19 protein-coding genes are annotated in these 17,969 nt (G+C 65.2%); 8 read left to right on the top strand and 11 right to left on the bottom strand.

The features are described from left to right. Positions 1 to 14 precede the first annotated feature (14 nt). Genes LRS11_RS19200 through LRS11_RS19190 form a run of 3 tightly spaced genes read left to right on the top strand, consistent with a single transcriptional unit; the run spans position 15 to position 2,527 of the window. Positions 15 to 920: a DMT family transporter gene (locus LRS11_RS19200; RefSeq protein ID WP_260494447.1), complete on the top strand. Its 906-nt coding sequence runs from the start codon at positions 15 to 17 to the stop codon at positions 918 to 920. A gap of 9 nt (positions 921 to 929) precedes the next feature. After that, complete coding sequence (locus LRS11_RS19195; protein WP_260494446.1) at positions 930 to 2,024, top strand: PLP-dependent cysteine synthase family protein; 1,095 nt, start codon at positions 930 to 932, stop codon at positions 2,022 to 2,024. Between the two features lie 32 nt (positions 2,025 to 2,056). Beyond that, a complete protein-coding gene (locus LRS11_RS19190) occupies positions 2,057 to 2,527 on the top strand; it encodes a GNAT family N-acetyltransferase (protein ID WP_260494445.1) in 471 nt (156 codons plus the stop codon). A gap of 12 nt (positions 2,528 to 2,539) precedes the next feature. Here LRS11_RS19190 and gap read toward each other — a convergent pair whose 3' ends face one another. Both gap and LRS11_RS19180 read right to left on the bottom strand, forming a co-directional pair. Further along, positions 2,540 to 3,556 carry a type I glyceraldehyde-3-phosphate dehydrogenase gene (gene gap, locus LRS11_RS19185; RefSeq protein WP_260494444.1) on the bottom strand — a complete coding sequence of 339 codons (1,017 nt, stop codon included), beginning with the start codon at positions 3,554 to 3,556 and terminating at the stop codon, positions 2,540 to 2,542. A 129-nt stretch (positions 3,557 to 3,685) separates the two neighbouring features. Beyond that, positions 3,686 to 5,887, bottom strand: coding sequence for an LTA synthase family protein (locus tag LRS11_RS19180; protein WP_260494443.1), 2,202 nt, complete (start codon positions 5,885 to 5,887; stop codon positions 3,686 to 3,688). Between the two features lie 254 nt (positions 5,888 to 6,141). On the opposite strand from LRS11_RS19180, the gene LRS11_RS19175 reads away from it, so the two are divergent. Further along, the gene (locus LRS11_RS19175; RefSeq protein ID WP_260494442.1) at positions 6,142 to 6,978 is read left to right on the top strand and encodes a S1 RNA-binding domain-containing protein; all 837 of its coding nucleotides are present in this window, start codon (positions 6,142 to 6,144) and stop codon (positions 6,976 to 6,978) included. A 55-nt stretch (positions 6,979 to 7,033) separates the two neighbouring features. On the opposite strand, the gene cmoB is transcribed toward LRS11_RS19175, so the two are convergent. The 7 genes from cmoB to LRS11_RS22590 all read right to left on the bottom strand — a co-directional run bounded on the left by cmoB (position 7,034) and on the right by LRS11_RS22590 (position 12,025). Then, the gene (gene cmoB / locus LRS11_RS19170; protein ID WP_260494441.1) at positions 7,034 to 8,002 is read right to left on the bottom strand and encodes a tRNA 5-methoxyuridine(34)/uridine 5-oxyacetic acid(34) synthase CmoB; all 969 of its coding nucleotides are present in this window, start codon (positions 8,000 to 8,002) and stop codon (positions 7,034 to 7,036) included. Then, complete coding sequence (cmoA, locus tag LRS11_RS19165; RefSeq protein ID WP_260494440.1) at positions 7,999 to 8,742, bottom strand: carboxy-S-adenosyl-L-methionine synthase CmoA; 744 nt, start codon at positions 8,740 to 8,742, stop codon at positions 7,999 to 8,001. The genes cmoB and cmoA overlap by 4 nt, the downstream gene beginning before the upstream one ends. Positions 8,743 to 8,810: 68 nt before the next feature. After that, positions 8,811 to 9,380 carry a hypothetical protein gene (locus tag LRS11_RS19160; protein WP_260494439.1) on the bottom strand — a complete coding sequence of 190 codons (570 nt, stop codon included), beginning with the start codon at positions 9,378 to 9,380 and terminating at the stop codon, positions 8,811 to 8,813. A gap of 135 nt (positions 9,381 to 9,515) precedes the next feature. Then, positions 9,516 to 10,208, bottom strand: coding sequence for a lysoplasmalogenase (locus LRS11_RS19155; RefSeq protein ID WP_260494437.1), 693 nt, complete (start codon positions 10,206 to 10,208; stop codon positions 9,516 to 9,518). An 87-nt stretch (positions 10,209 to 10,295) separates the two neighbouring features. Beyond that, positions 10,296 to 10,697 (bottom strand): protease inhibitor I42 family protein, encoded by a 402-nt coding sequence (locus LRS11_RS19150; protein ID WP_260494436.1) that lies wholly within the window; start codon positions 10,695 to 10,697, stop codon positions 10,296 to 10,298. 63 nt (positions 10,698 to 10,760) lie between these two features. Continuing rightward, positions 10,761 to 11,462, bottom strand: a complete 702-nt coding sequence (locus LRS11_RS19145; RefSeq protein WP_260494435.1) for a hypothetical protein — start codon at positions 11,460 to 11,462, stop codon at positions 10,761 to 10,763. Beyond that, positions 11,459 to 12,025, bottom strand: a complete 567-nt coding sequence (locus tag LRS11_RS22590) for a methyl-accepting chemotaxis protein (protein WP_409519824.1) — start codon at positions 12,023 to 12,025, stop codon at positions 11,459 to 11,461. Before LRS11_RS22590 ends, LRS11_RS19145 begins: the two co-directional genes overlap by 4 nt. A 668-nt stretch (positions 12,026 to 12,693) precedes the next feature. On the opposite strand from LRS11_RS22590, the gene LRS11_RS19135 reads away from it, so the two are divergent. After that, positions 12,694 to 13,443: an AraC family transcriptional regulator gene (locus LRS11_RS19135; RefSeq protein ID WP_260494433.1), complete on the top strand. Its 750-nt coding sequence runs from the start codon at positions 12,694 to 12,696 to the stop codon at positions 13,441 to 13,443. 26 nt (positions 13,444 to 13,469) lie between these two features. Here the strand turns inward: LRS11_RS19135 and LRS11_RS19130 are convergent, their stop codons facing one another. Both LRS11_RS19130 and LRS11_RS19125 read right to left on the bottom strand, forming a co-directional pair. Continuing rightward, positions 13,470 to 14,324 (bottom strand): sulfurtransferase, encoded by an 855-nt coding sequence (locus LRS11_RS19130; RefSeq protein ID WP_260494432.1) that lies wholly within the window; start codon positions 14,322 to 14,324, stop codon positions 13,470 to 13,472. A 68-nt stretch (positions 14,325 to 14,392) separates the two neighbouring features. Continuing rightward, entirely contained in the window at positions 14,393 to 15,454 is a 1,062-nt protein-coding gene (locus LRS11_RS19125) for an SMP-30/gluconolactonase/LRE family protein (protein ID WP_260494431.1), read from the bottom strand. 163 nt (positions 15,455 to 15,617) lie between these two features. Here LRS11_RS19125 and rnd point away from each other — a divergent pair, with 163 nt between their 5' ends. The 3 genes from rnd to LRS11_RS19110 are packed head-to-tail and all read left to right on the top strand — an operon-like array spanning position 15,618 to position 17,960. Continuing rightward, positions 15,618 to 16,736, top strand: a complete 1,119-nt coding sequence (rnd, locus tag LRS11_RS19120; protein ID WP_260494430.1) for a ribonuclease D — start codon at positions 15,618 to 15,620, stop codon at positions 16,734 to 16,736. Between the two features lies 1 nt (position 16,737). Further along, positions 16,738 to 17,031 carry a YcgL domain-containing protein gene (locus LRS11_RS19115; RefSeq protein WP_173204907.1) on the top strand — a complete coding sequence of 98 codons (294 nt, stop codon included), beginning with the start codon at positions 16,738 to 16,740 and terminating at the stop codon, positions 17,029 to 17,031. Beyond that, the gene (locus LRS11_RS19110) at positions 17,031 to 17,960 is read left to right on the top strand and encodes a D-2-hydroxyacid dehydrogenase (protein WP_260494429.1); all 930 of its coding nucleotides are present in this window, start codon (positions 17,031 to 17,033) and stop codon (positions 17,958 to 17,960) included. The genes LRS11_RS19115 and LRS11_RS19110 overlap by 1 nt, the downstream gene beginning before the upstream one ends. The last annotated feature ends 9 nt before the right edge of the window (positions 17,961 to 17,969 follow it).

Genomic DNA, 17,969 nt, shown 5'->3' with positions numbered 1-17,969 from the left:
GGCGGAGGTGGACGATGAGCCGGCAGGGACGGTGGGTGGCAATGGCGTGTCTGGTGGTGGCGATGGCCCTGTGGGGCAGTTCGTTCATCGCCCTCAAGTTCGCCTTCAGCGAACTGCCACCGATGTGGGTGATCTTCGGCCGCATGGCCCTCGGCAGCCTGGTGTTCCTGCTGGCCTGGCGCTGGCGTGGACGGCTCGATTATCGCGCCGGCGACTGGAAGTACCTGCTCGCCCTGACGGCCTGTGAGCCCTGCCTGTACTTCATCTTCGAAGCCCTGGCGTTGCAGAACACCAGCGCTGCCCAGGCCGGGATGATCACCGCGCTGTTGCCGCTGCTGGTGGCCATGGGCGCCTATGTGTTCCTGCGCGAACGTATCACCCGCACCACCCTGGCCGGCTTTCTCCTGGCAGTGGTCGGCGCGGTGTGGCTGAGCCTGGCCGGCGAGGCCAGCAGCAGTGCGCCGGCGCCGCTGCTGGGCAACTTCTACGAATTCCTCGCCATGCTCTGCGCCATGGGCTACACGCTGCTGCTGAAATTTCTCTCGCAGCGCTACTCGCCGTTCATCCTCACCGCCATGCAGGCCTTTATCGGCTCGCTGTTCTTCCTGCCGCTGGCGCTGGCGACCGAGCCATTGCCCAGTCAGTTCAGCGTCCTCGGCGTCGGCTCGGTGGTGTACCTCGGCCTGGTGGTTACGGTGGGCGCCTATGGCCTCTATAACTATGGAGTGAGCAGCCTGCCGGCCAGCCAGGCATCCGGGTTTACCAACCTGATCCCGGTGTTCACCCTGATCTTCGCCGCGCTGTTGCTGGGTGAGAGTCTGAGTCCGCTGCAATACCTGGCCGCGGCGCTGGTGTTCGTCGGCGTGGCGCTGAGCCAGTGGCGCAGCAGTGTGCCGCCGCCAGCCGGGATTCTCGATTGAGGAACAGTCATGAGCGATAGCCGTCAGTGGACCCGTGAAGCCGTACGCATCATCGAGGCGGACTTCCAGCGCAGCGCCGACACCCACCTGATCCCCCTCGATCTGCCGGGTTTTCCCGGTATCGAACTGTACTTCAAGGATGAATCCAGCCACCCCACCGGCAGCCTCAAGCATCGCCTGGCCCGTTCGCTGTTTCTCTATGCCCTGTGCAACGGCTGGCTCAAGCCGGGCGCGCCGGTGATCGAGGCGTCCAGCGGCTCCACGGCGATCTCCGAGGCCTACTTCGCCCGTCTGCTCGGCCTGCCTTTTATCGCCGTGGTGCCGGCTAGCACGGCCCGCGAGAAGCTGGCGCAGATCGCCTTCTACGGTGGCCAGACCCATCTGGTCGCCGACCCGACGCAGATCCACGCCGAGTCCGTGCGTCTGGCTGCCGAGCACGGCGGTCACTTCATGGATCAGTTCACTTACGCCGAGCGCGCCACCGATTGGCGCGCCAACAACAATATCGCCGAGTCGATCTTCCAGCAGATGCGTCACGAGCGTTTCCCCGAGCCCAACTGGCTGGTCTCCAGCCCCGGCACGGGCGGCACCTTGGCGACCCTCGGGCGCTACGTGCGCTACCGCCAGCTCGCCACCCGGGTGCTGTGCGCCGATGCCGAACGTTCGGTGTTCTTCGACAGCTACGTCAGCGGTGACCGCAGCCTGACCCTGGACTGCGGCTCGCGCATCGAGGGCATCGGCCGGCCGCGGGTCGAGCCGTCATTCCTGCCACAGGTGATCGATGCCATGTGCAAGGTGCCTGACGCCCTGTCGCTGGCGGCCATGCGTTACCTGGCGCAGCGCCTGGGGCGCAGGGTTGGCGCTTCCAGTGGCACCAACCTGATCGGCGCGCTGCTGGCCGCGCAGCAGATGCGTGCAGCCGGCGAACAGGGCTCGCTGGTGGCGATTCTCTGTGATGGCGGTGAGCGCTACGCCACCAGCTACTACGCTGCCAGCTGGCTGCAGGCCGAGGGCTTCGAACTGGCGCCGCTGATCGACTGCGTCGCCGCCTGCGCCGAGCAGGGTGTCGCCTTGCCGGACCATCTGCGCCGGGCTGGCCTGTGAATCCTGCCAGTAGGCTGGCACGGCCTGCGGATGTGCCAGCGCTAGCCGCCTTTATCTTCGAGCATGGCGCCAACCCCTGGAACTACCTGCCACAGGAGGCGGTGCTGGGACATCTGCACGGCATAGTCGAGGGCAGTGTGCAGGCCGTGGTGGCTGAGCAAGCGGGTGAGCTGGTCGGTTTCGTCACTTTCCTGCACAGCAGCAACTGCCGCGATTACCAGCCGGCACAGCGGCGTGATCTGCCCCAGGGCTACATCGGCGAGGCGGTGGTGCATCGTGACCTGGCTGGCCAGGGCCTGGGTTCGCGCCTGCTGGGGGAGGCGGTGAGCCAGCTGGTGACGCAGGGCGTGCATGACATCTACATCGAACGCCACGAGGAGAATCCCGGCTCGGCGGGGATGATGCGCAAGGCCGGTTTCGTCGAGGTGCGCACCTTCGCCGATCCCGAACGCCGCGCCAATGGCTCGCGGCGCACCACGCTGTGCTATCTGCAGGTTGAGTAAAGGCGCAGGGTGCTACACGCTTGGCCCCTGCGGCTTGAGCCAGGCCAGCAGCACATCCAGCAGACGGTTGGCGAACGCCCATTCGTTGTCGTACCAGGCCAGCACCTTGACCAGGTCATGGCCCTGCACGCGGGTGTGATTGAGGTCGACCACGCAGGACACCGGGTAGCCATTGAAGTCGCAGGACACCAGCGGCAGGTCGTTGCATTCCATCACCCCGAGCGGGAATTGCCGGGCGGCTTTGCTCAGGGTGTCGTTGATCGCCTCGCGGCTGGTCGGGTGCTGGCTGTTGAAGGTTAGGTCGAGCAGCGACACGTTGGCGGTCGGCACGCGAATCGCCAGGCCGTCCAGGCGCCCGGCCAGTTCCGGGATGACCAGGCCGATCGCCTTGGCCGCGCCGGTGCTGGTGGGAATCATCGACAGGGCCGCGGCGCGGGCGCGGTAGAGATCGTTGTGGGTCTTGTCCAGCAGGTTCTGGTCATTGGTGTAGGCATGCACCGTGGTCATCAGGCCCTGGCGGATGCCCACCGCGGTGTGCAGCACCTGGGCCAGTGGCGCCAGGCAGTTGGTGGTGCAGGAGGCGTTGGAGACGATCTGCTGGTTGCCCAGCAGGTGGTGGTTGACGCCGTAGACTACGGTCAGGTCGGCCGTATCCAGCGGGTGCGAGAGCAGTACCCGCGGGGCGCCGGCGGCCAGATGCTGTTCGGCCAGCACGCGCTTTTTCAGGCGCCCGGTGCAGTCCACCACCACATCCACGGCCAGCTGCTTCCAGGGCAGATGGGTGATGTCCTTTTCGCCGAGCAGGCGGATCGACTGGCCGTGCACCTGCAAGATGTCGTCGTGCAGGCCGACATGGCCGTTGAAGCGGCCGAAGGTGGAATCGAAGCGGGTCAGGTGGGCAAGGGTCTTGAAGTCGCCGAGTTCGTTGATCGCTTCGACGTGCAGCTGGTTTTCCAGTCCGCGCTCGAACAGTGCACGAACCAGGGCGCGACCAATACGCCCATATCCATTCAGGGCAATACGCAGCATGGCAGTCTCCGACAGGCTGTTTTGCCTAGAGCATAGGCGCCGGATGCAGATGCTGCGTTAGGGGTGGGCAGAAGATTCAAACCAGCGTGAAGCCCCCCGCCTTGAGGGCTAGTGATGGTGCCATGGCGCTTAGTGCGCCAGGTTTTCCACGCTATCTTCCGGGGCCTGCACGGCGATCAGCTCCGGCGGCAATGGTTCGGTGACCACGCTGAAGTCGCTGATACGGATGGCGCCGCGGCCTTCGCCGAGCAGGTGGAAGGAGAACGCCTTGCGCGTTTTTGGGTTGTCGAAGTCGAAGCTCAACACGACCGACTTGCCGCGCTGCAGGGCCGGCAGCTCGGGAATGGCCAGTTGCACATCGCGGTCGAATTCCTTGGTTTTCAGGCGCAGGTTGGCGCCGTTGCGGTCGAGGCGCACGGCCTCGATCTTCAGGGTCACGCGGGTGCGCGTGCCTTCGGGCATTTCCAGGTATTGCGCGCCGATCAGGTTGTCGGCCCAGTCGTCGCGTGACTCCGCCTTGAGGTCGATGCGCTCGCGGTTGGCGAACTGATAGCGCTGGCCGATCTGCCCACCGCTGATCGACTGGTCGAGCAGGGCGGCGCGCTGGCTGACCAGGCGCGCCTGCTTGCCGCTGACCCGGCCCAGGTACTCGGCGCTGTCGGCAATGAAGCCGCTGCTGGCATAGCGCCGACAGACCTGCTGGAAGTTGCACTCGGTGAACACCTTGCCGTCATGCTGGCGCAGCATGCCGTTGGTGTAGGACATGATCTCGCGCGGCGTGCTGTAGCTGCGAAACAGTGAGCGCCCGGCGATGTTGTCCGGCACCGGCAGGGCGAAGTAGTCGAGTACCGAGGCGGTCAGGTCGACATGGCCATAGACGCCCGGTTTGGTTTTGGGCAGGGCGGCCTGGTCGGGTGCCAGCACCAGATTGAAGCCCCAGGCCGAGGCCAGGCGCACCTTCTCCAGGCCGTGGGATTCGTCGGAGGTGACGATGACCAGGGTGTTCTTGAGTACGCCCTGTTTTTCCAGACCTTCGAGGAAGTCGGCGACGGCGTCGTCCAGGTAGCCGATGGCGGCCTGCTTGGCGGTCGGGTAACGGCTCAGGTACTCCTGCGGGGCGGAGTAGGGCTGGTGGGTGCCAACGGTGAGCAGGGTAAGCATCCAGGGCTGCTTCTTCTGACGCAGCTGGCCGACGTACTTCAGCGCCCCTTCGAAATAAGCCTTGTCATCCATGCCCCAGGGGAATTCCAGGTAGGGCTTGTTGCGGAACCATTCGCGGCCATGGGTCTGCTGGAAGCCCATCTGCGGCATGATCTGGTCCTTGGCCATGAAGCGCAGCCCGGCGCCCTGCAGGAAGTGAGTGCTGAAGCCCTGGGAGCGCATCTGCGCCGGCAGGCACTGTTCGCTGCGCGCCGGGTTGTTCAGTAGCTCGACGCCTTTGGGCGTGCCCGAGTCGAGCTTGCTGTAGTCGCCGCAGAGCATGGCGTACAGGCCACGAATGGTCTGGTGGCTGTGCAGCACGTAGTCCGGTGTGTTCATGCTGCGCTCGGCCCACTGGCTCAGGCGCGGCATCAGGTCTTCCGTATAGCTGCTGTTGATCGCCGCGCGGTTGGCCGCGATATAGGCGCCGGGGATGCCTTCCAGGGTGATGATCAGCACGTTGCGGGCCTTGCCGGCGCCGTCCAGCAGCGGTGTACCGCTGAGGTCGAGGCGGGCCAGGCCGGCGATATCCGGCGGGCTGTTGGCCTTATCGCCGGCGAGCCAGTCCTCGATACCCAGCTGGGCTTTGTTGATGCTTTCCGCCAGCAGCTTGTGCGGCAGGTTGAACTGCTTCCACTGGTCCACTTCGCTCGGATTGAGGTATTGGTCGGCCGCATGGCCCAGCAGCAGTACCGCTGGCAGCACGGCGCTGTAGCGTGGCAGGGCTGGCCAGCGTTTACGCCCGGTGAGCAGGCAGGCCAGTGCAGCCGCGATCAGGGCGATGGCCAGCAGCGGATAGCTGATGCCGCTGCCCTGGGTCGAGCGGCTGACGAATTGCGGATCGGAAAGGTATTTGAGATCGCCAGGCTCCGGCATGCGGCCAACGGCGCTTACCAGTTCGGCGCTGCCGAGCAGCATCAGGCCCCAGCTCAGCATCAGCGGCAGGGCCAGCAGCGGGCGGCGATAACTGAGCAGCAGGAGCAGGCTGCCAATGCCCACGTCCGAGATATAGCCGGCCAGATCCGACCAGCCCAGCCAGTAGCGACTGGCAATGGGCAGCAGGATGAACAGCAGGCCGAGGGCAGTGAGCGACGCGGCAGGGTAGGGCAGCCAGTGGCCAAAAGGACGCAAAGGAACTCCAAGATCGGACAGCGGGAATCCGTACAGCTAGGACAAGTTCGGCGAGCCGAAGTTGCGACCTGCCATGATTCTGAAACATGCCTGTGCTAACCGCCAGTGGCGAATGTGCAACCAAGGGCTCAGGGCGAGGAATGGTCGTGCGTGGCGATGATCGGTTAGTGCCTTCCGTGCGCCTTTTGCCCCGAGGTGCAGCGCGCGCAGGTGGCAACGGGTAGAATGCCGACCTTGCAGACAAGGTGATGAACATGGCTCTGATCGGGCGCTACAACTCTCTTCAGGTGGTCAAGCAGACCGACTTCGGCCTCTATCTGGACGGCGGTGCCGACGGCGAGATCCTGCTGCCCAACCGTTACGTACCCAAGGGCGAGCCGAGCGAGATCGGCGACTGGCTCAACGTGTTCGTCTACCTGGACAGTGAGGACCGTCTGATTGCCACCACCGAAAAGCCCAAGGCTCAGGTCGGCGGCTTCGCCAGCCTGAAAGTGGCGGAGATCAACAGTGTTGGCCTGTTCCTCGACTGGGGCCTGCCCAAGGACCTGTTGCTGCCGCACTCGGAGGAGAAGCGCCCGCTGCAGGTCGGCGACTATTGCGTGGTGCATGTCTACCTCGACAAACGCAGCAAGCGCATCACCGCCACCGCCCGCTTGGATCGCTACCTGGACAACACGCCGCCGCGCTACAAGGTCGGCGATGCAGTGGATCTGCTGGTGGTGGAGAAGACCGACATGGGCTTCAAGGCCATCATCAACAACCAGCACTGGGGCCTGATCCACAAGAATGAAGTATTCAAGTTCCTGCGCAATGGCATGCAGGAGAAGGGCTACATCAAGGAGCTGCGCGCCGACGGCAAGATCAGCCTGAGCCTGCAGCCGGTTGGCCAGGAGGCGACCGGCAGTCTCGCTGAGCAGATTCTCACGCGCTTGCGCGAGCAGGGTGGCAGCCTGGCACTGAGTGACAAGAGCGAGCCTGCAGCCATCACCCAGGCGTTCGGGGTGAGTAAGGGCAACTTCAAGAGAGCCATCGGTGGGCTGTTCAAGCAGGGCCTGATCGTCATTCACGACGACCGCATCGAGCTGGTCTGAACCCCGCAGCGGGGCTCTTCATAGGTGGCGCCGAGCTTTGAGGTAAACCCCTAAATCAGGGCTTGCGCGCCACCAGTACGGCGCGGGTCGGGGCTGGCAGGCCTTCGAGGGTGCGGCCGTGGTCGGCCGGGTCGAGGAAGTCCGGCAGCGACTGGAAGCGCATCCAGTCGGTAGCGCGCTGTTCCTCGATGCTGGTCACCGACACGTCCACGCACTGCACATCGACGAAACCGGCGCGCCGCAGCCACAGCTCCAGGGCCGGCACCGAGGGCAGGAACCAGACGTTGCGCATCATCGCGTAGCGGTCTTCCGGCACCAGCACCTGCTGGGCATCGCCTTCCACCACCAGGGTCTCCAGCACCAGTTCACCGCCCTTGCGCAGGCAGTCTTTGAGCTCAAGCAGATGATCGATGGGCGAGCGGCGGTGGTAGAGCACGCCCATGGAAAACACCGTGTCGAAACCTTCCAGCTTGGCCGGCAGTTCTTCCAGGGCCAGCGGCAGATGCCAGGCCGGCAGGTCCGGCAGGTAGCGTTTGACGGCGAGGAACTGGTTGAGGAATAGCCAGTTGGGGTCGACACCGACCACGCTGGCGGCGCCGGCACCGAGCATGCGCCACAGGTAGTAACCGTTGCCGCAGCCGACATCCAGCACGCGCTTGTTCTTCAGATCCAGATGCGGGGCGACCCGCGACCATTTCCAGTCCGAACGCCATTCGGTATCGATGTGCACGCCGAACAGGTCGAACGGCCCCTTGCGCCAGGGGATCAGGCCCTGCAGGGCGCCGAGCAGCTGGGCGCGAGTGGCTTCATCGCAGGGGCCGTCGAGCAGCAGCCGATCGCGCAGTTCCTGGCGTTCGACCGGCAAGGCCGGCAGGCTCTGCACGGCGGCGTACCAGCGTTGTAGGTCGCCGTGGCCGACCGCCAGCTTGGCGTCGATCTGTGCCGGCAGGTCGGCGGCCCAGTCTTGCAGCGGGCTGCCGGCCAGGGTCTGTTGCAAGGTGTCGAGGTCGAGGGCGGCAATCATGGCAGAGCCACCAGCGAGGCGAAGTTGAGGCACTGGAACCACGGCACCACCTGGCTGAAGCCGGCGGCGAGCAGGCGCTCGCGGTGCTGCTCCAGGCTGTCCGGCTTCATCACGTTTTCCAGGGCGCTGCGCTTCTGGGCGATTTCCAGTTCGCTGTAGCCGTTGGCGCGCTTGAAGGCGATGTGCAGGTCGCTGAGCAGGGCATGCTGCTGCTCATCCTCGAAGCGCAGCTTCTCCGAGAGGATCAGGGCGCCACCCGGCAGCAGGGCCTGGCGGATGCGTGTGAGCAGTGGCAGGCGTTGCTCGGGCTCGATGAACTGCAGGGTGAAGTTCAGTGCCACCAGGGACGCTGGGGCAAAGTCCAGGGCGAGGATGTCGCCTTCCTGCACATCCACCGGCAGCAGCTCCTGGAACATCGAGTCCTGGGCGTGCAGGTACTCGCGGCAGCGCTCGACCATGGCGTGCGAGTTGTCCACCGCGATCACCCGGCAGCCTTCAGTGCGCACATGCCGGCGCAGGGCCTGGGTCACCGCGCCGAGTGAGCTGCCCAGGTCGTACAGCAGCGAGTTGGGCTGGGCGAACTGCGCGGCCAGCACGCCGATGTTCTCGACAATGGTCGGATAGCCGGGCACCGAGCGCTTGATCATGTCCGGGAACACGCGCACCACGTCCTCGTTGAAGGCGAAGTCCTGCAACTCGGAGTGCGGCTGGGCGAAGAGGCGGTCGGGCTGGGTGGTCACGGCGATTCCGGTGGTTCTGGCGAAAAGGCCGGCATTTTAGCCAAGTGCCGGCCCAGGCCCAACCACCATCACTTCAACTGGTCGGAAAAGAACTCACCCGCGCCTTGCAGCGGGCCCAGCGGGTTGCGTTTGACCTCATAGCGGCGAATGTTCGGCTCGCCGTTGCTGACCTTGTGTACCAGGGTGTCGTCGACCAGCACGAACACGGCACGGAAGGCCCAGCCCTGCAGCTCACGCCTCTTGCGGAAGTTGAGGACGTCGGCCCAGAAGTTGCCGACCCGCTGGGTATCGGTCTTGTTGAAGTCGAAGGCGTAGCCGATGCAGCGGTCCTTGGCTTCCAGGCACTGGATCAGGCCGTCGGGCAGATAGCTGATAGGCACGTTGGGTTGCACGAACATCAGGCGCAGGTCGATGAATGAGAGCATCTTGCCGTTGCCCTGGGCCAGCGGGTCGAAGCCTAGTGAGAACAGCTCCGAGCGGGTGGTTGTGCCCGGTTGCGCCTGGGCGTAGCGGATCTCCGCATCGAGATAGTCATTGAAGGGGGAAAGCACCTCGGCGCGCTCGCTGGGCAGCAGACTGCTGCAGCCCGACAAACATACCAATGGGAACAGCACGATGACCCATGTAGTGCCGCGCATTTTCCTCTCCTGATAAGTCCTGCCTTCTCTCTATAGACGATTTGCTGGATCCCTGCCGTCTCAGTAACTAGACAAATGGTAGGTGTTGGCGACGGCTGGGTGTGTTCTGGCGTTAAACAGACCGTACTTGGGCATCTACGAGTGCGTGCTGGCAGCCAGCGAGGATGCATCGGCTGACTGAGGCGTGCCGGAGTGCAGCGCAATTACCGATGCGGCAATGCCCAACTGGCCCAGCCAGTAGCTGAGGATGATGGCGTAGCGGGCGCCATCGAACGGGGCAACAAAGCGATTGATGCCAATCAGGCTGTCCGACAGCACGAACAACAGCGCGCCCCCGGCTGCCAGCCACGCCGAGCCCGTTGCGATGTTGCGGCTGCCCAGGCGGGCGAGGGCGCGCCAGAGCATGCAGCCGATGGCCAGGCTGTAGAATGCCACCGGAATCAGCAGGTCACCCAGGCCGGAGTTGGCAAGCAGGATGAACATGCTGCCGGCTACCGCGAACGCCAATAGCAGGGCCAGCGGTACCAGGCGCCTGCTATCGCCGAGGTAGGCAACCAGGTAGACCAGGTGAGCGATCAGGAATGCCCCCAGGCCGAAGACGAACAGGTCGGCTGGCCATTCCAGCAGTACATCACCGAGCAGGGAGAACAGCAGGCCGATGCTGATCCAGCGTCGGTACGCCGAGGCGGCTGTCGTGCGCAGCCACAGCAGTAGGGCGATCACCGGCAAGGGTTTGCTCAGCAGGCATAGCCACTTGAGTTCGAGGTGCAGGCCGAGGAGAAACAGCAGGACGCCGCCGAGGGCAAGCAGGCAAAGCAATGGGCGCATGGTGGGAGGCTCTCTTGTTTTCCCCATTATTGCTGCTGGGGTGCGCCAGAGCAGGGCGCTACACGCCAGAGAGCCTGGCCAATGGCGTCAGTCCACCGCGATCTGGCAGTCGATGGTCTTGGCCGGTGCCACGTCGACTTCCCAGGGCCGCTGGTAGTGCATCAGCAGGCGCCCGTTGCCGCTCTGTTGCGCCTGGTAGCGCCAGGTCGACTGGCCAGCACTGCCGACCAGGCCGGCGTCTTCCGGGGTGGTGTATACCTCCGGGCCGAGGCTGCGCAGCACGCCCGGCGCGGCATCGGCCACTACCCAGCGGAAACCGGTGGTCGGGTTGCTGGGCAGGGATATCACCAGGGTCTGGCCGCTGCTCAGTTCCACCGGACAGTTACCCAGCTGTTTTTCCTGCACGCTGAGGCTCGTCTGCGGCTGATGGGTGCAGGCCGCGAGGAGGATGACGGTGGCGGGTAGCAGCAGGCGGTAGGCGGTGCTCATGGTGGACTCCTGTCGATCGAAAGCCCGCACAGCATAGCCTTATCGGTGGGGCTATTGGGACGTTCAGGCCAGGCGCTGGCGCAACTGGCCGAGCTGCTCGTCGATCAGTGGGGTCAGCAGGCTGAAGCATTCCGCCGGCGCTATGGCGACCCGTGGCGGATCGATCAATTGCCGCCGCAGGCTGTCCAGCGCCCGGGCTAGGGCCGTATTGCGGCTGGCGCGTGACTGCAGGCGCAGGCTCAGGTAGCGCAGTTGCACTTGCAGGGGCAATGGGCAGCGCTCGGCGCTGGCGCCACGCACGGCTAGGCCGCGCAGGCGCGCCAGTTCTTCCAGCTCACGGCAGCTGCGGGCGATGCCGAGATCGCTCTGCAGCGGGCCGCTCAGGCGCAGTTCGAACAGCTGGATCAGGGTCAGCAGGCGCTCGATCAGGCGGCAGTGGCCGTCGAAGTCGCCCGTTTGCTGCTGCAGAGCCCGCCAGGCCGGCTGCAGCTCGACCAGTTCGCCAGCGGCGCCGGGTAGGCTGCGCCACAGGCCATCCAGTTCCAGGGCCAGGTTGCGGCACTGGTTGCGCGCATCGTTGCTGTTCTGGCCGCCGAGGCCGCGATGTTTCTGCAGGCGCTGCAGCAGTTCCAGGCTGTGTACCAGCGCTTGCTGCAGGGCTTGCTGGCGTTGCCGGGTGTGGCGGCGGGCGATGGATTGTTGGAGCAGTATCAGCGCCAGCAGGGTGGCGAGGGTGCCGGTCAGGGCCAGGGTGGTCAGGCTCATGGTTTGGCTCCCTGGGTCAGGCGCGTCAGGTAGTGGGTTAGGTCATGCAGCTCGCGGTTTTGTGTGCTCTGTTGGCTGAGCGCTGCACCGATCTCGTGCAACTGCTGGTTGAGTGACTGGTTGGCCTGGGTGTGTTCGCTGAGAGCCTGGCGCATTACCCCGAAACTCTGCAGGTTCTGCGTGCTGAAGTCGGCTTGCTCCTGCAGCCGGTTGGCCAGTGCCAGGCTCTGCTGGCAGCCGTTGGCGAGCAGCTGCTGGTGTTCGTCGACTTCCAGTTGCACATGCTGCACGGCCTGGCCGATGGCGCCGACTGCGCCGGTGATCTCCACGGCTGCGGCCGAGGTGGATTGCGCCAGGTTGCGCACTTCCTCGGCGACCACGGCGAAACCACGGCCCTGCTCACCGGCCCGAGCGGCTTCGATGGATGCGTTGAGGGCGAGCAGTTGTGTCTGCTTGGCCAGTGCCTGAATCAGCTGCACGGACTGCTCGACGGCGGCGCTGTGTTGCAGCAACTGGCGCACCGCCGCGGCAGTGCGACCCAGGCTGAGCTGGATGCTTTGCATCTCGTTGCCCACTGATTGGGCGTCCTGGCGGCCGCTATCACTCATTTGGTGCATGCGCTCGAAGGCTTGCAGTGCCTGTTCGGCCAGGTCGCCGATATGTAGCAGGGTCTGGCTGATTTCCTCGCTGGCGGTGGCAATCATGTTGACCCGCAGGCTCTGTGCCTCTCCCTGTTGCTCGGTCTGTTCGGCCATCTGTTCCAGCGACTGGGCGGCGAACTGCACTTCGCTGCGCAGGCGCTCGGCACCGCGCTGTTCATCGTCGCATTTGACCAGCAGGTGGCTGCGCTCGGCTTGCCCGCCAAACAGCTGCGCCAGCTGTTGCAGCAGGTGCTGTTGTTCCTGCTGCTGACGCCGCCAGCTGAGGCTTTGCGCGCTGCCCAGGTAAAACAGGATGAGCAGCAGGCAGACGGCTGCGGTGCTCTGGTCGAGCAGCGCCAGTAGGGTGCTGAACAGTGCCAGCCCCAGTAACAGCAAGGCGCGCATGGGGCCGCAGCGTTGCAGGCAATAGATACCGAGTTCGAGCATGAGAGTTGTCCAGCTGGGCAGAATAATGCTCAGGGCGAAGCAAGATGCTGGCCAGCCTCCATTCGTCGCAACCACTGCTCATGTCTTGTTGCAACTAGGTGCAACCCGATAAAGTACGCTTTTGCTCTTTGTCGGTGAAGAGAATGCTCAACGCCCGTCTGCTGTGTCTGGACAACCAGGCCCATGAACATGCCCACGACTATCACCAACTGGTGATGTCGCTCTCCGGGCGCGCGGAATTCGAGGTCAATGGCCGTGGCGGCGAGGTTTGTCGCATGCGCGCCTGCCTGGTGCCGGGCGATGCCGAGCACCAGTTCGCTGGCATGGGCGAGAACCGCATGCTGATCCTCGACCTCGATGAGCGGGACACCCCGGCGGAAGACCTGCAGCTGCTGGCCCAACTGTTCGAAAGCCCGCGCTACCCGGCGCTGGATGCCGACTTCCAGAACCTGCTGAGCTATGCCGGTGCCGAGCTGGCCCGTTATGGCAGCGACCCGCATCTGGCCCGTGCCCTCGGCGGCGTACTGCTACGCGCCCTGCACCTGCGTCTGTTCGGCAAGCAGGCCGCTGCGCCGGCAGGCGCCTTGGATGTCGAGCGGCTCGACCGCTACATCGCCGAACACCTGGCGCGGCGCATCACGGTGATCGAGCTGGCCCAGGTGGCCTGCCTCAGCCCGAGCCATTTCCATGCGCAGTTCAAGGACAGCCTTGGTCTGACGCCGCACCAGTACCTGCTCAAGACCCGCCTCGACCGCGCTGCCCGCCTGCTGCGCGAGAGCCCGCTGCCGCTGGTACGGATTGCCGAGGAGTGCGGGTTCTCCAGCCAGAGCGCGCTGACCACGGCCATGCGCCGCTACCTGGGCCTAACGCCCAAGCGCCTGCGCAACCAGTAAGTGCTCGCTCCTACATAGCCGACTCTTTAATCGCCGGTGGCCACCGGACGCGTCGGATCAGTGATCCACTCGCTCCAGGAACCGGCATACAGCGGCGCCAGCGGGTAGCCGGCCAGGCTCAGGGCGAACAGGTTGTGGCAGGCCGTCACCCCCGAACCGCAGTAGGCCACCAGTGCCTCCACCGGCTTGTCGCCGAGCAGGGCGGCGAAGCGCTGCTGCAGCTGGGCGGCCGGCAGGAAGCGCCCGTCACTGCCGAGGTTGTCGGTGAACACCGCGCACTGCGCGCCGGGGATATGCCCGGCGACCGGGTCCAACGGCTCCACCTCGCCACGAAAACGCGGCAGGGCGCGAGCGTCGAGCAGGGTCAGTTCGCTGTTGCCGAGACGCTGCTGCAGTTGCCGGGCATCCAGCAGCAGGCGATTGTCCGGTTGGCCGCTGAAGTCGCCACGCGGCAGGCTCGATACGTTGCTGTCGAGGGGCAGGCCGGCGTTTTTCCAGGCTTTCAGCCCGCCATCGAGGAGGTACACGCCGTCGCGCTTGCCCAGCCAGGCCAGTAGCCACCAGGCGCGTGCGGCAAAGGCGCCGGGGCCGTCGTCGTACAGCACCACGTCATTGTCCTGACTGATGCCCCAGGCACGCAGGCGTTCAAGCAGCTGTGACGCTTCCGGCAGCGGGTGGCGCCCGGTCACGCCCTTGAGTATCGGACCGGAGAGATCGCGTTCCAGATCGGCGAACTGCGCGCCGGGGATATGCCCCTCGCCGTAACTGCGTGCGCCATAACCGGGGTTGTCGAGGGCGAAGCGGCAATCGAGGATCACCAGTCTCGACTGGTTCAGGCGGGCCTGTAGTTGGCTGGGGCTAAGCAGTTGCGCGAGCGGCATGGGGACTCCGTTGGCGGGCTTGAGGCTATTTATCACGGGGCGACCTGCTGTCGCCCCGTTCGCTAAGTTCAGCGATATTGCAGTTTGCCGATGCGATCGTTGTCCAGGCTGCCGAAGTAGAGGAAGTCGCCTACCGGCTTGACCGAGGTGACCATACGCAGGTGGGTGCCGCTGGTGTCGTGCAGGCTCTGCACGATCTCACCTTTCTCGTTGAGCGAGATGGCCAGGCCGTAATCCTTCGGCTTGGGCCACATCGAGCGCGGCAACTTGGCCAGCTGGGCCTTGAGCCAGGGCTGGTTCTGCAGGAAGTCGGCGTCGGCTTTGCGCGGCGTGGGCAGGGCCACCCAGAAGGTGCCGGCGCGATCGCCCTGCAGGTTGTCCGGCATGCCCGGCAGGTTGTCGATGAATACATCGTGGCTGCCGGCCTTGTCGCCCTTCAGCCAGTAGCGGGTGATGCGGTAGCGGTAGGTTTCGTTGACCAGCACGAAGTCCTCGTTCTGCGACAGCGCTACGCCGTTGGCAAAGTAAAGGTCCTTGAGCAAGGTCTCGGTCTTGCCGGTGGCTGGGTCGTAGCGCAACAGGCGACCGTAGGGGCGGCCTTCGAGCAGGTCGAGCAGGTAATCCGGCTGTTGGAACTTGCTCGAGGCATCGCTGAAATAGATGCGCCCGTCGCTGGCAATGTCGACATCGTCGGTGAAGACGAACGGCACGCCGTCGGCCTCGGTGCTGAGTACTTCGAGCTGCCCGGCCGGGCTGATGCGCAGCAGGCCCTTGTAAGCGTCGGCGACGATCAGGTTGCCTTTGGCATCGAAGTCCATGCCCAGCGGGCGGCCGCCGGTGGCGGTGAGCACGTCGAGGCTGCCATCTTCGGCAATGCGCACGATGCGTCCGTCATGCAGGCCGGCATAGACGCGGCCCTGAGCATCCACGGCGGTGTCTTCCGGGCCATGGATCTCGCCCTTGGCCAGCAGCTCGGCCTTCATCAGGGTGTCGTTGGGCTCCAGCGCACCGGTCATCAACGGTGCCACTGGTGGTTGCCAGGCCAGCGGGTCGATGGTGTTCGGGGTGAGCGCCAGGTAGCCCGCCGCGCCAGCGATCAGTAGGGCCAGCAGGCCGAGGAGTTTTTTCATCGTTATTCTTCCCTGTACTGAGGTGGGGCGGCAGTGTAACCCGAGTAGCGGGCCGCTGCGGGTTACTGAGATATCTGGGTATAAGCCAGACGTTCTGCGGTGGCAAATGCCCGGCCTAGGCGCCAGGCATATATACTGCGCGGCATTGCCCAAGGAGTGCCGCGTGGCTATCGATATTCAGTGGATCCTCGACGACGCCAGCCTGGCCCGTCACTGCGCCGACTGGCGGCGTTTGCCGTTCGTTGCCCTCGACACCGAGTTCATGCGGGTCGACACCTTCTACCCGATCGCCGGCCTGCTGCAGGTGGGCGATGGCCAGCACGCCTTTCTTGTCGACCCGCTGTGCATCAGCGACTGGTCGCCCTTCGCCGAATTGCTGGAAGATCAGGCCGTGGTCAAGGTGCTGCATGCCTGCAGCGAAGACCTGGAAGTGTTCCTGCGCCTGACCGGCAGCCTGCCGAGCCCGCTGTTCGATACCCAGCTGGCCTCCGGCTACCTCAATCTGGGCTTCTCCATGGGCTATTCGCGCCTGGTGCAGGAGGTGCTCGCCATCGAGCTGCCCAAGGGCGAAACCCGTTCCGACTGGCTGCAGCGTCCGCTGTCGCCGACCCAGATCAGCTACGCCGCCGAGGATGCCCAGCACCTGGCCGAGTTGTACCTGGTGTTGCAGCCCAAACTGTCCGCCGACAAACACGCCTGGGTGCTGGAAGATGGCGCCGAGCTGGTCAGCAACCTGCGCCGCGAAGTCGACCCGGACCAGCTCTACCGCGAAGCCAAGCTGGCCTGGAAACTGTCGCGCCAGCAGCTGGCGGTGATGCGTGCCCTGTGCGCCTGGCGCGAACGCCAGGCGCGGGTGCGCAACCAGCCGCGCAACCACATCATCCGCGAGCACTCGCTGTGGCCGCTGGCCAAGACCCAGCCGGACAACCTGGTGGCCCTGGCGCGCATCGAAGAGATGCACCCGAAAACCGTGCGCCGGGATGGCGAAACCCTGCTACAGCTGATCCAGGAAGCCGGTGCGTTGCCGCCCGAGCAGTGGCCTGAGGCTTTGCCGCAGCCGCTGCCGCTGGAGTCCACCGCGCTGCTGAAGCAGCTGCGTGCGGTCGGCCAGCGCGAGGCCGAGCGCTTGCAGATCGCCCCGGAACTGATGCTGCGCAAGAAATCCCTCGAAGCCCTGCTGAAAAGCGGTTACCCGAATGGCCCTTACCAGCTGCCGGACAACCTGCGTGGCTGGCGCCGTGAATTGATGGGCGCCGCATTATTGGCCGCCCTGGAAGCCTGAAATGAAGAAAATCTGTTCGATCTACCGCAGCCCACGCAAGAACGAGATGTACCTCTACGTGCTCAAGGCCGATGCGCTGAAGCGCGTGCCGGAAGGCCTGCTGGCCGCTTTCGGTACGCCACAGCTGGCCTTCAGCCTGATCCTCACGCCGGAGAAACCGCTGGCCCGCGAGGATATCCACAAAGTTCTGGAGAACCTCGAAACCCAGGGCTATCACCTGCAGATGCCGCCGCCGGAAGACGACTACATCGAGCACCTGCCGGAAGAGCTGCTGCGCCGCAACGACCCGGTCTGATGCGCGTCCTGCTCGCCGAACAGGCCCAGGCGCACTATGCCGAGCTGCTCACGGCCGCCGCGCCGCAGCTGCAACTGGTCTGTGGCGATGCGCAGGAGCTGGCCCGCCAGGCCGCCAGTTGCCCGGTCTGGCTGGGACAGCCGGATCTGCTGGTGCCCCTGCTGCGCCAGGGCCACAGGCCGCAATGGCTGCAGTCGACCTGGGCCGGTATCACGCCACTGCTGGCGCCCGACCTGCCGCGCGACTACCGGCTGAGCCGGGCAGTCGGCATCTTTGGCCAGGTCATGGCCGAATACGTGCTGACCTATCTGCTGGCCCATCGCCGCCGTCTGCTGCCACGCCTGGCCAGTCAGGTGGAGCAGCGCTGGGATCCTCTGCCGCCGCCCAGCCTGCGCGGCATGCGCGTGCTGATCGTCGGTGCCGGCGATATTGGCTGCGCGGTGGCACGCTTCCTCGCACCGTTCGGCGTCGAGCTGCGCGGCATTGCGCGTATTCCACGCGCCATCGAACCGTTCACCGAGATACGCGGCATGGACGGATTGACCGAGCTGGCCGGCTGGGCCGAGGTGCTGATCAACCTGCTGCCGGACACCCCGGCTACCCGTGATATCTATGATGCCGCACTGTTTGCGCGGATGGCGCCGCAGGCCCTGTTCATCAATGCCGGGCGCGGCGTAGCGGTGGTCGATGAGGATCTGCTGGCCGCCCTGAATGCCGGCCTGCTGGCAGGCGCGTTACTCGATGTCTGCCGTCAGGAGCCTTTGCCGCAAGGCCATCCGTTCTGGAACGCGCCGCGTCTGCTGCTCAGCGGACACAGCTCGGCGCCGACCGAGCCGGCGGCGATGATCAGCCTGTTCCTCGACAATCTGCAGCGCTTCCAGACCGGCCAGGCGCTGCGGGGCTTGGTGGATTTTTCCCGCGGTTACTAGGTCTACGGC

Source organism: Pseudomonas sp. J452, assembly GCF_024666525.1.
GTDB lineage: Bacteria > Pseudomonadota > Gammaproteobacteria > Pseudomonadales > Pseudomonadaceae > Aquipseudomonas.
Note: the sequence above shows the minus strand (reverse complement) of the source record. Positions and strands in the feature narration are given on the sequence as shown.

Coding starts and splice junctions, on each gene's coding strand:
- LRS11_RS19200 (WP_260494447.1), top strand. CDS start 15: ATGAGCCGGCAGGGACGGTGGGTGGCAATGGCGTGTCTGGTGGTGGCG.
- LRS11_RS19195 (WP_260494446.1), top strand. CDS start 930: ATGAGCGATAGCCGTCAGTGGACCCGTGAAGCCGTACGCATCATCGAG.
- gap (WP_260494444.1), bottom strand. CDS start 3,556: ATGCTGCGTATTGCCCTGAATGGATATGGGCGTATTGGTCGCGCCCTG.
- LRS11_RS19175 (WP_260494442.1), top strand. CDS start 6,142: ATGGCTCTGATCGGGCGCTACAACTCTCTTCAGGTGGTCAAGCAGACC.
- cmoB (WP_260494441.1), bottom strand. CDS start 8,002: ATGATTGCCGCCCTCGACCTCGACACCTTGCAACAGACCCTGGCCGGC.
- LRS11_RS19160 (WP_260494439.1), bottom strand. CDS start 9,380: ATGCGCGGCACTACATGGGTCATCGTGCTGTTCCCATTGGTATGTTTG.
- LRS11_RS19155 (WP_260494437.1), bottom strand. CDS start 10,208: ATGCGCCCATTGCTTTGCCTGCTTGCCCTCGGCGGCGTCCTGCTGTTT.
- LRS11_RS19150 (WP_260494436.1), bottom strand. CDS start 10,697: ATGAGCACCGCCTACCGCCTGCTGCTACCCGCCACCGTCATCCTCCTC.
- LRS11_RS19145 (WP_260494435.1), bottom strand. CDS start 11,462: ATGAGCCTGACCACCCTGGCCCTGACCGGCACCCTCGCCACCCTGCTG.
- LRS11_RS22590 (WP_409519824.1), bottom strand. CDS start 12,025: ATGCAAAGCATCCAGCTCAGCCTGGGTCGCACTGCCGCGGCGGTGCGC.
- LRS11_RS19135 (WP_260494433.1), top strand. CDS start 12,694: ATGCTCAACGCCCGTCTGCTGTGTCTGGACAACCAGGCCCATGAACAT.
- LRS11_RS19130 (WP_260494432.1), bottom strand. CDS start 14,324: ATGCCGCTCGCGCAACTGCTTAGCCCCAGCCAACTACAGGCCCGCCTG.
- LRS11_RS19125 (WP_260494431.1), bottom strand. CDS start 15,454: ATGAAAAAACTCCTCGGCCTGCTGGCCCTACTGATCGCTGGCGCGGCG.
- LRS11_RS19115 (WP_173204907.1), top strand. CDS start 16,738: ATGAAGAAAATCTGTTCGATCTACCGCAGCCCACGCAAGAACGAGATG.
- LRS11_RS19110 (WP_260494429.1), top strand. CDS start 17,031: ATGCGCGTCCTGCTCGCCGAACAGGCCCAGGCGCACTATGCCGAGCTG.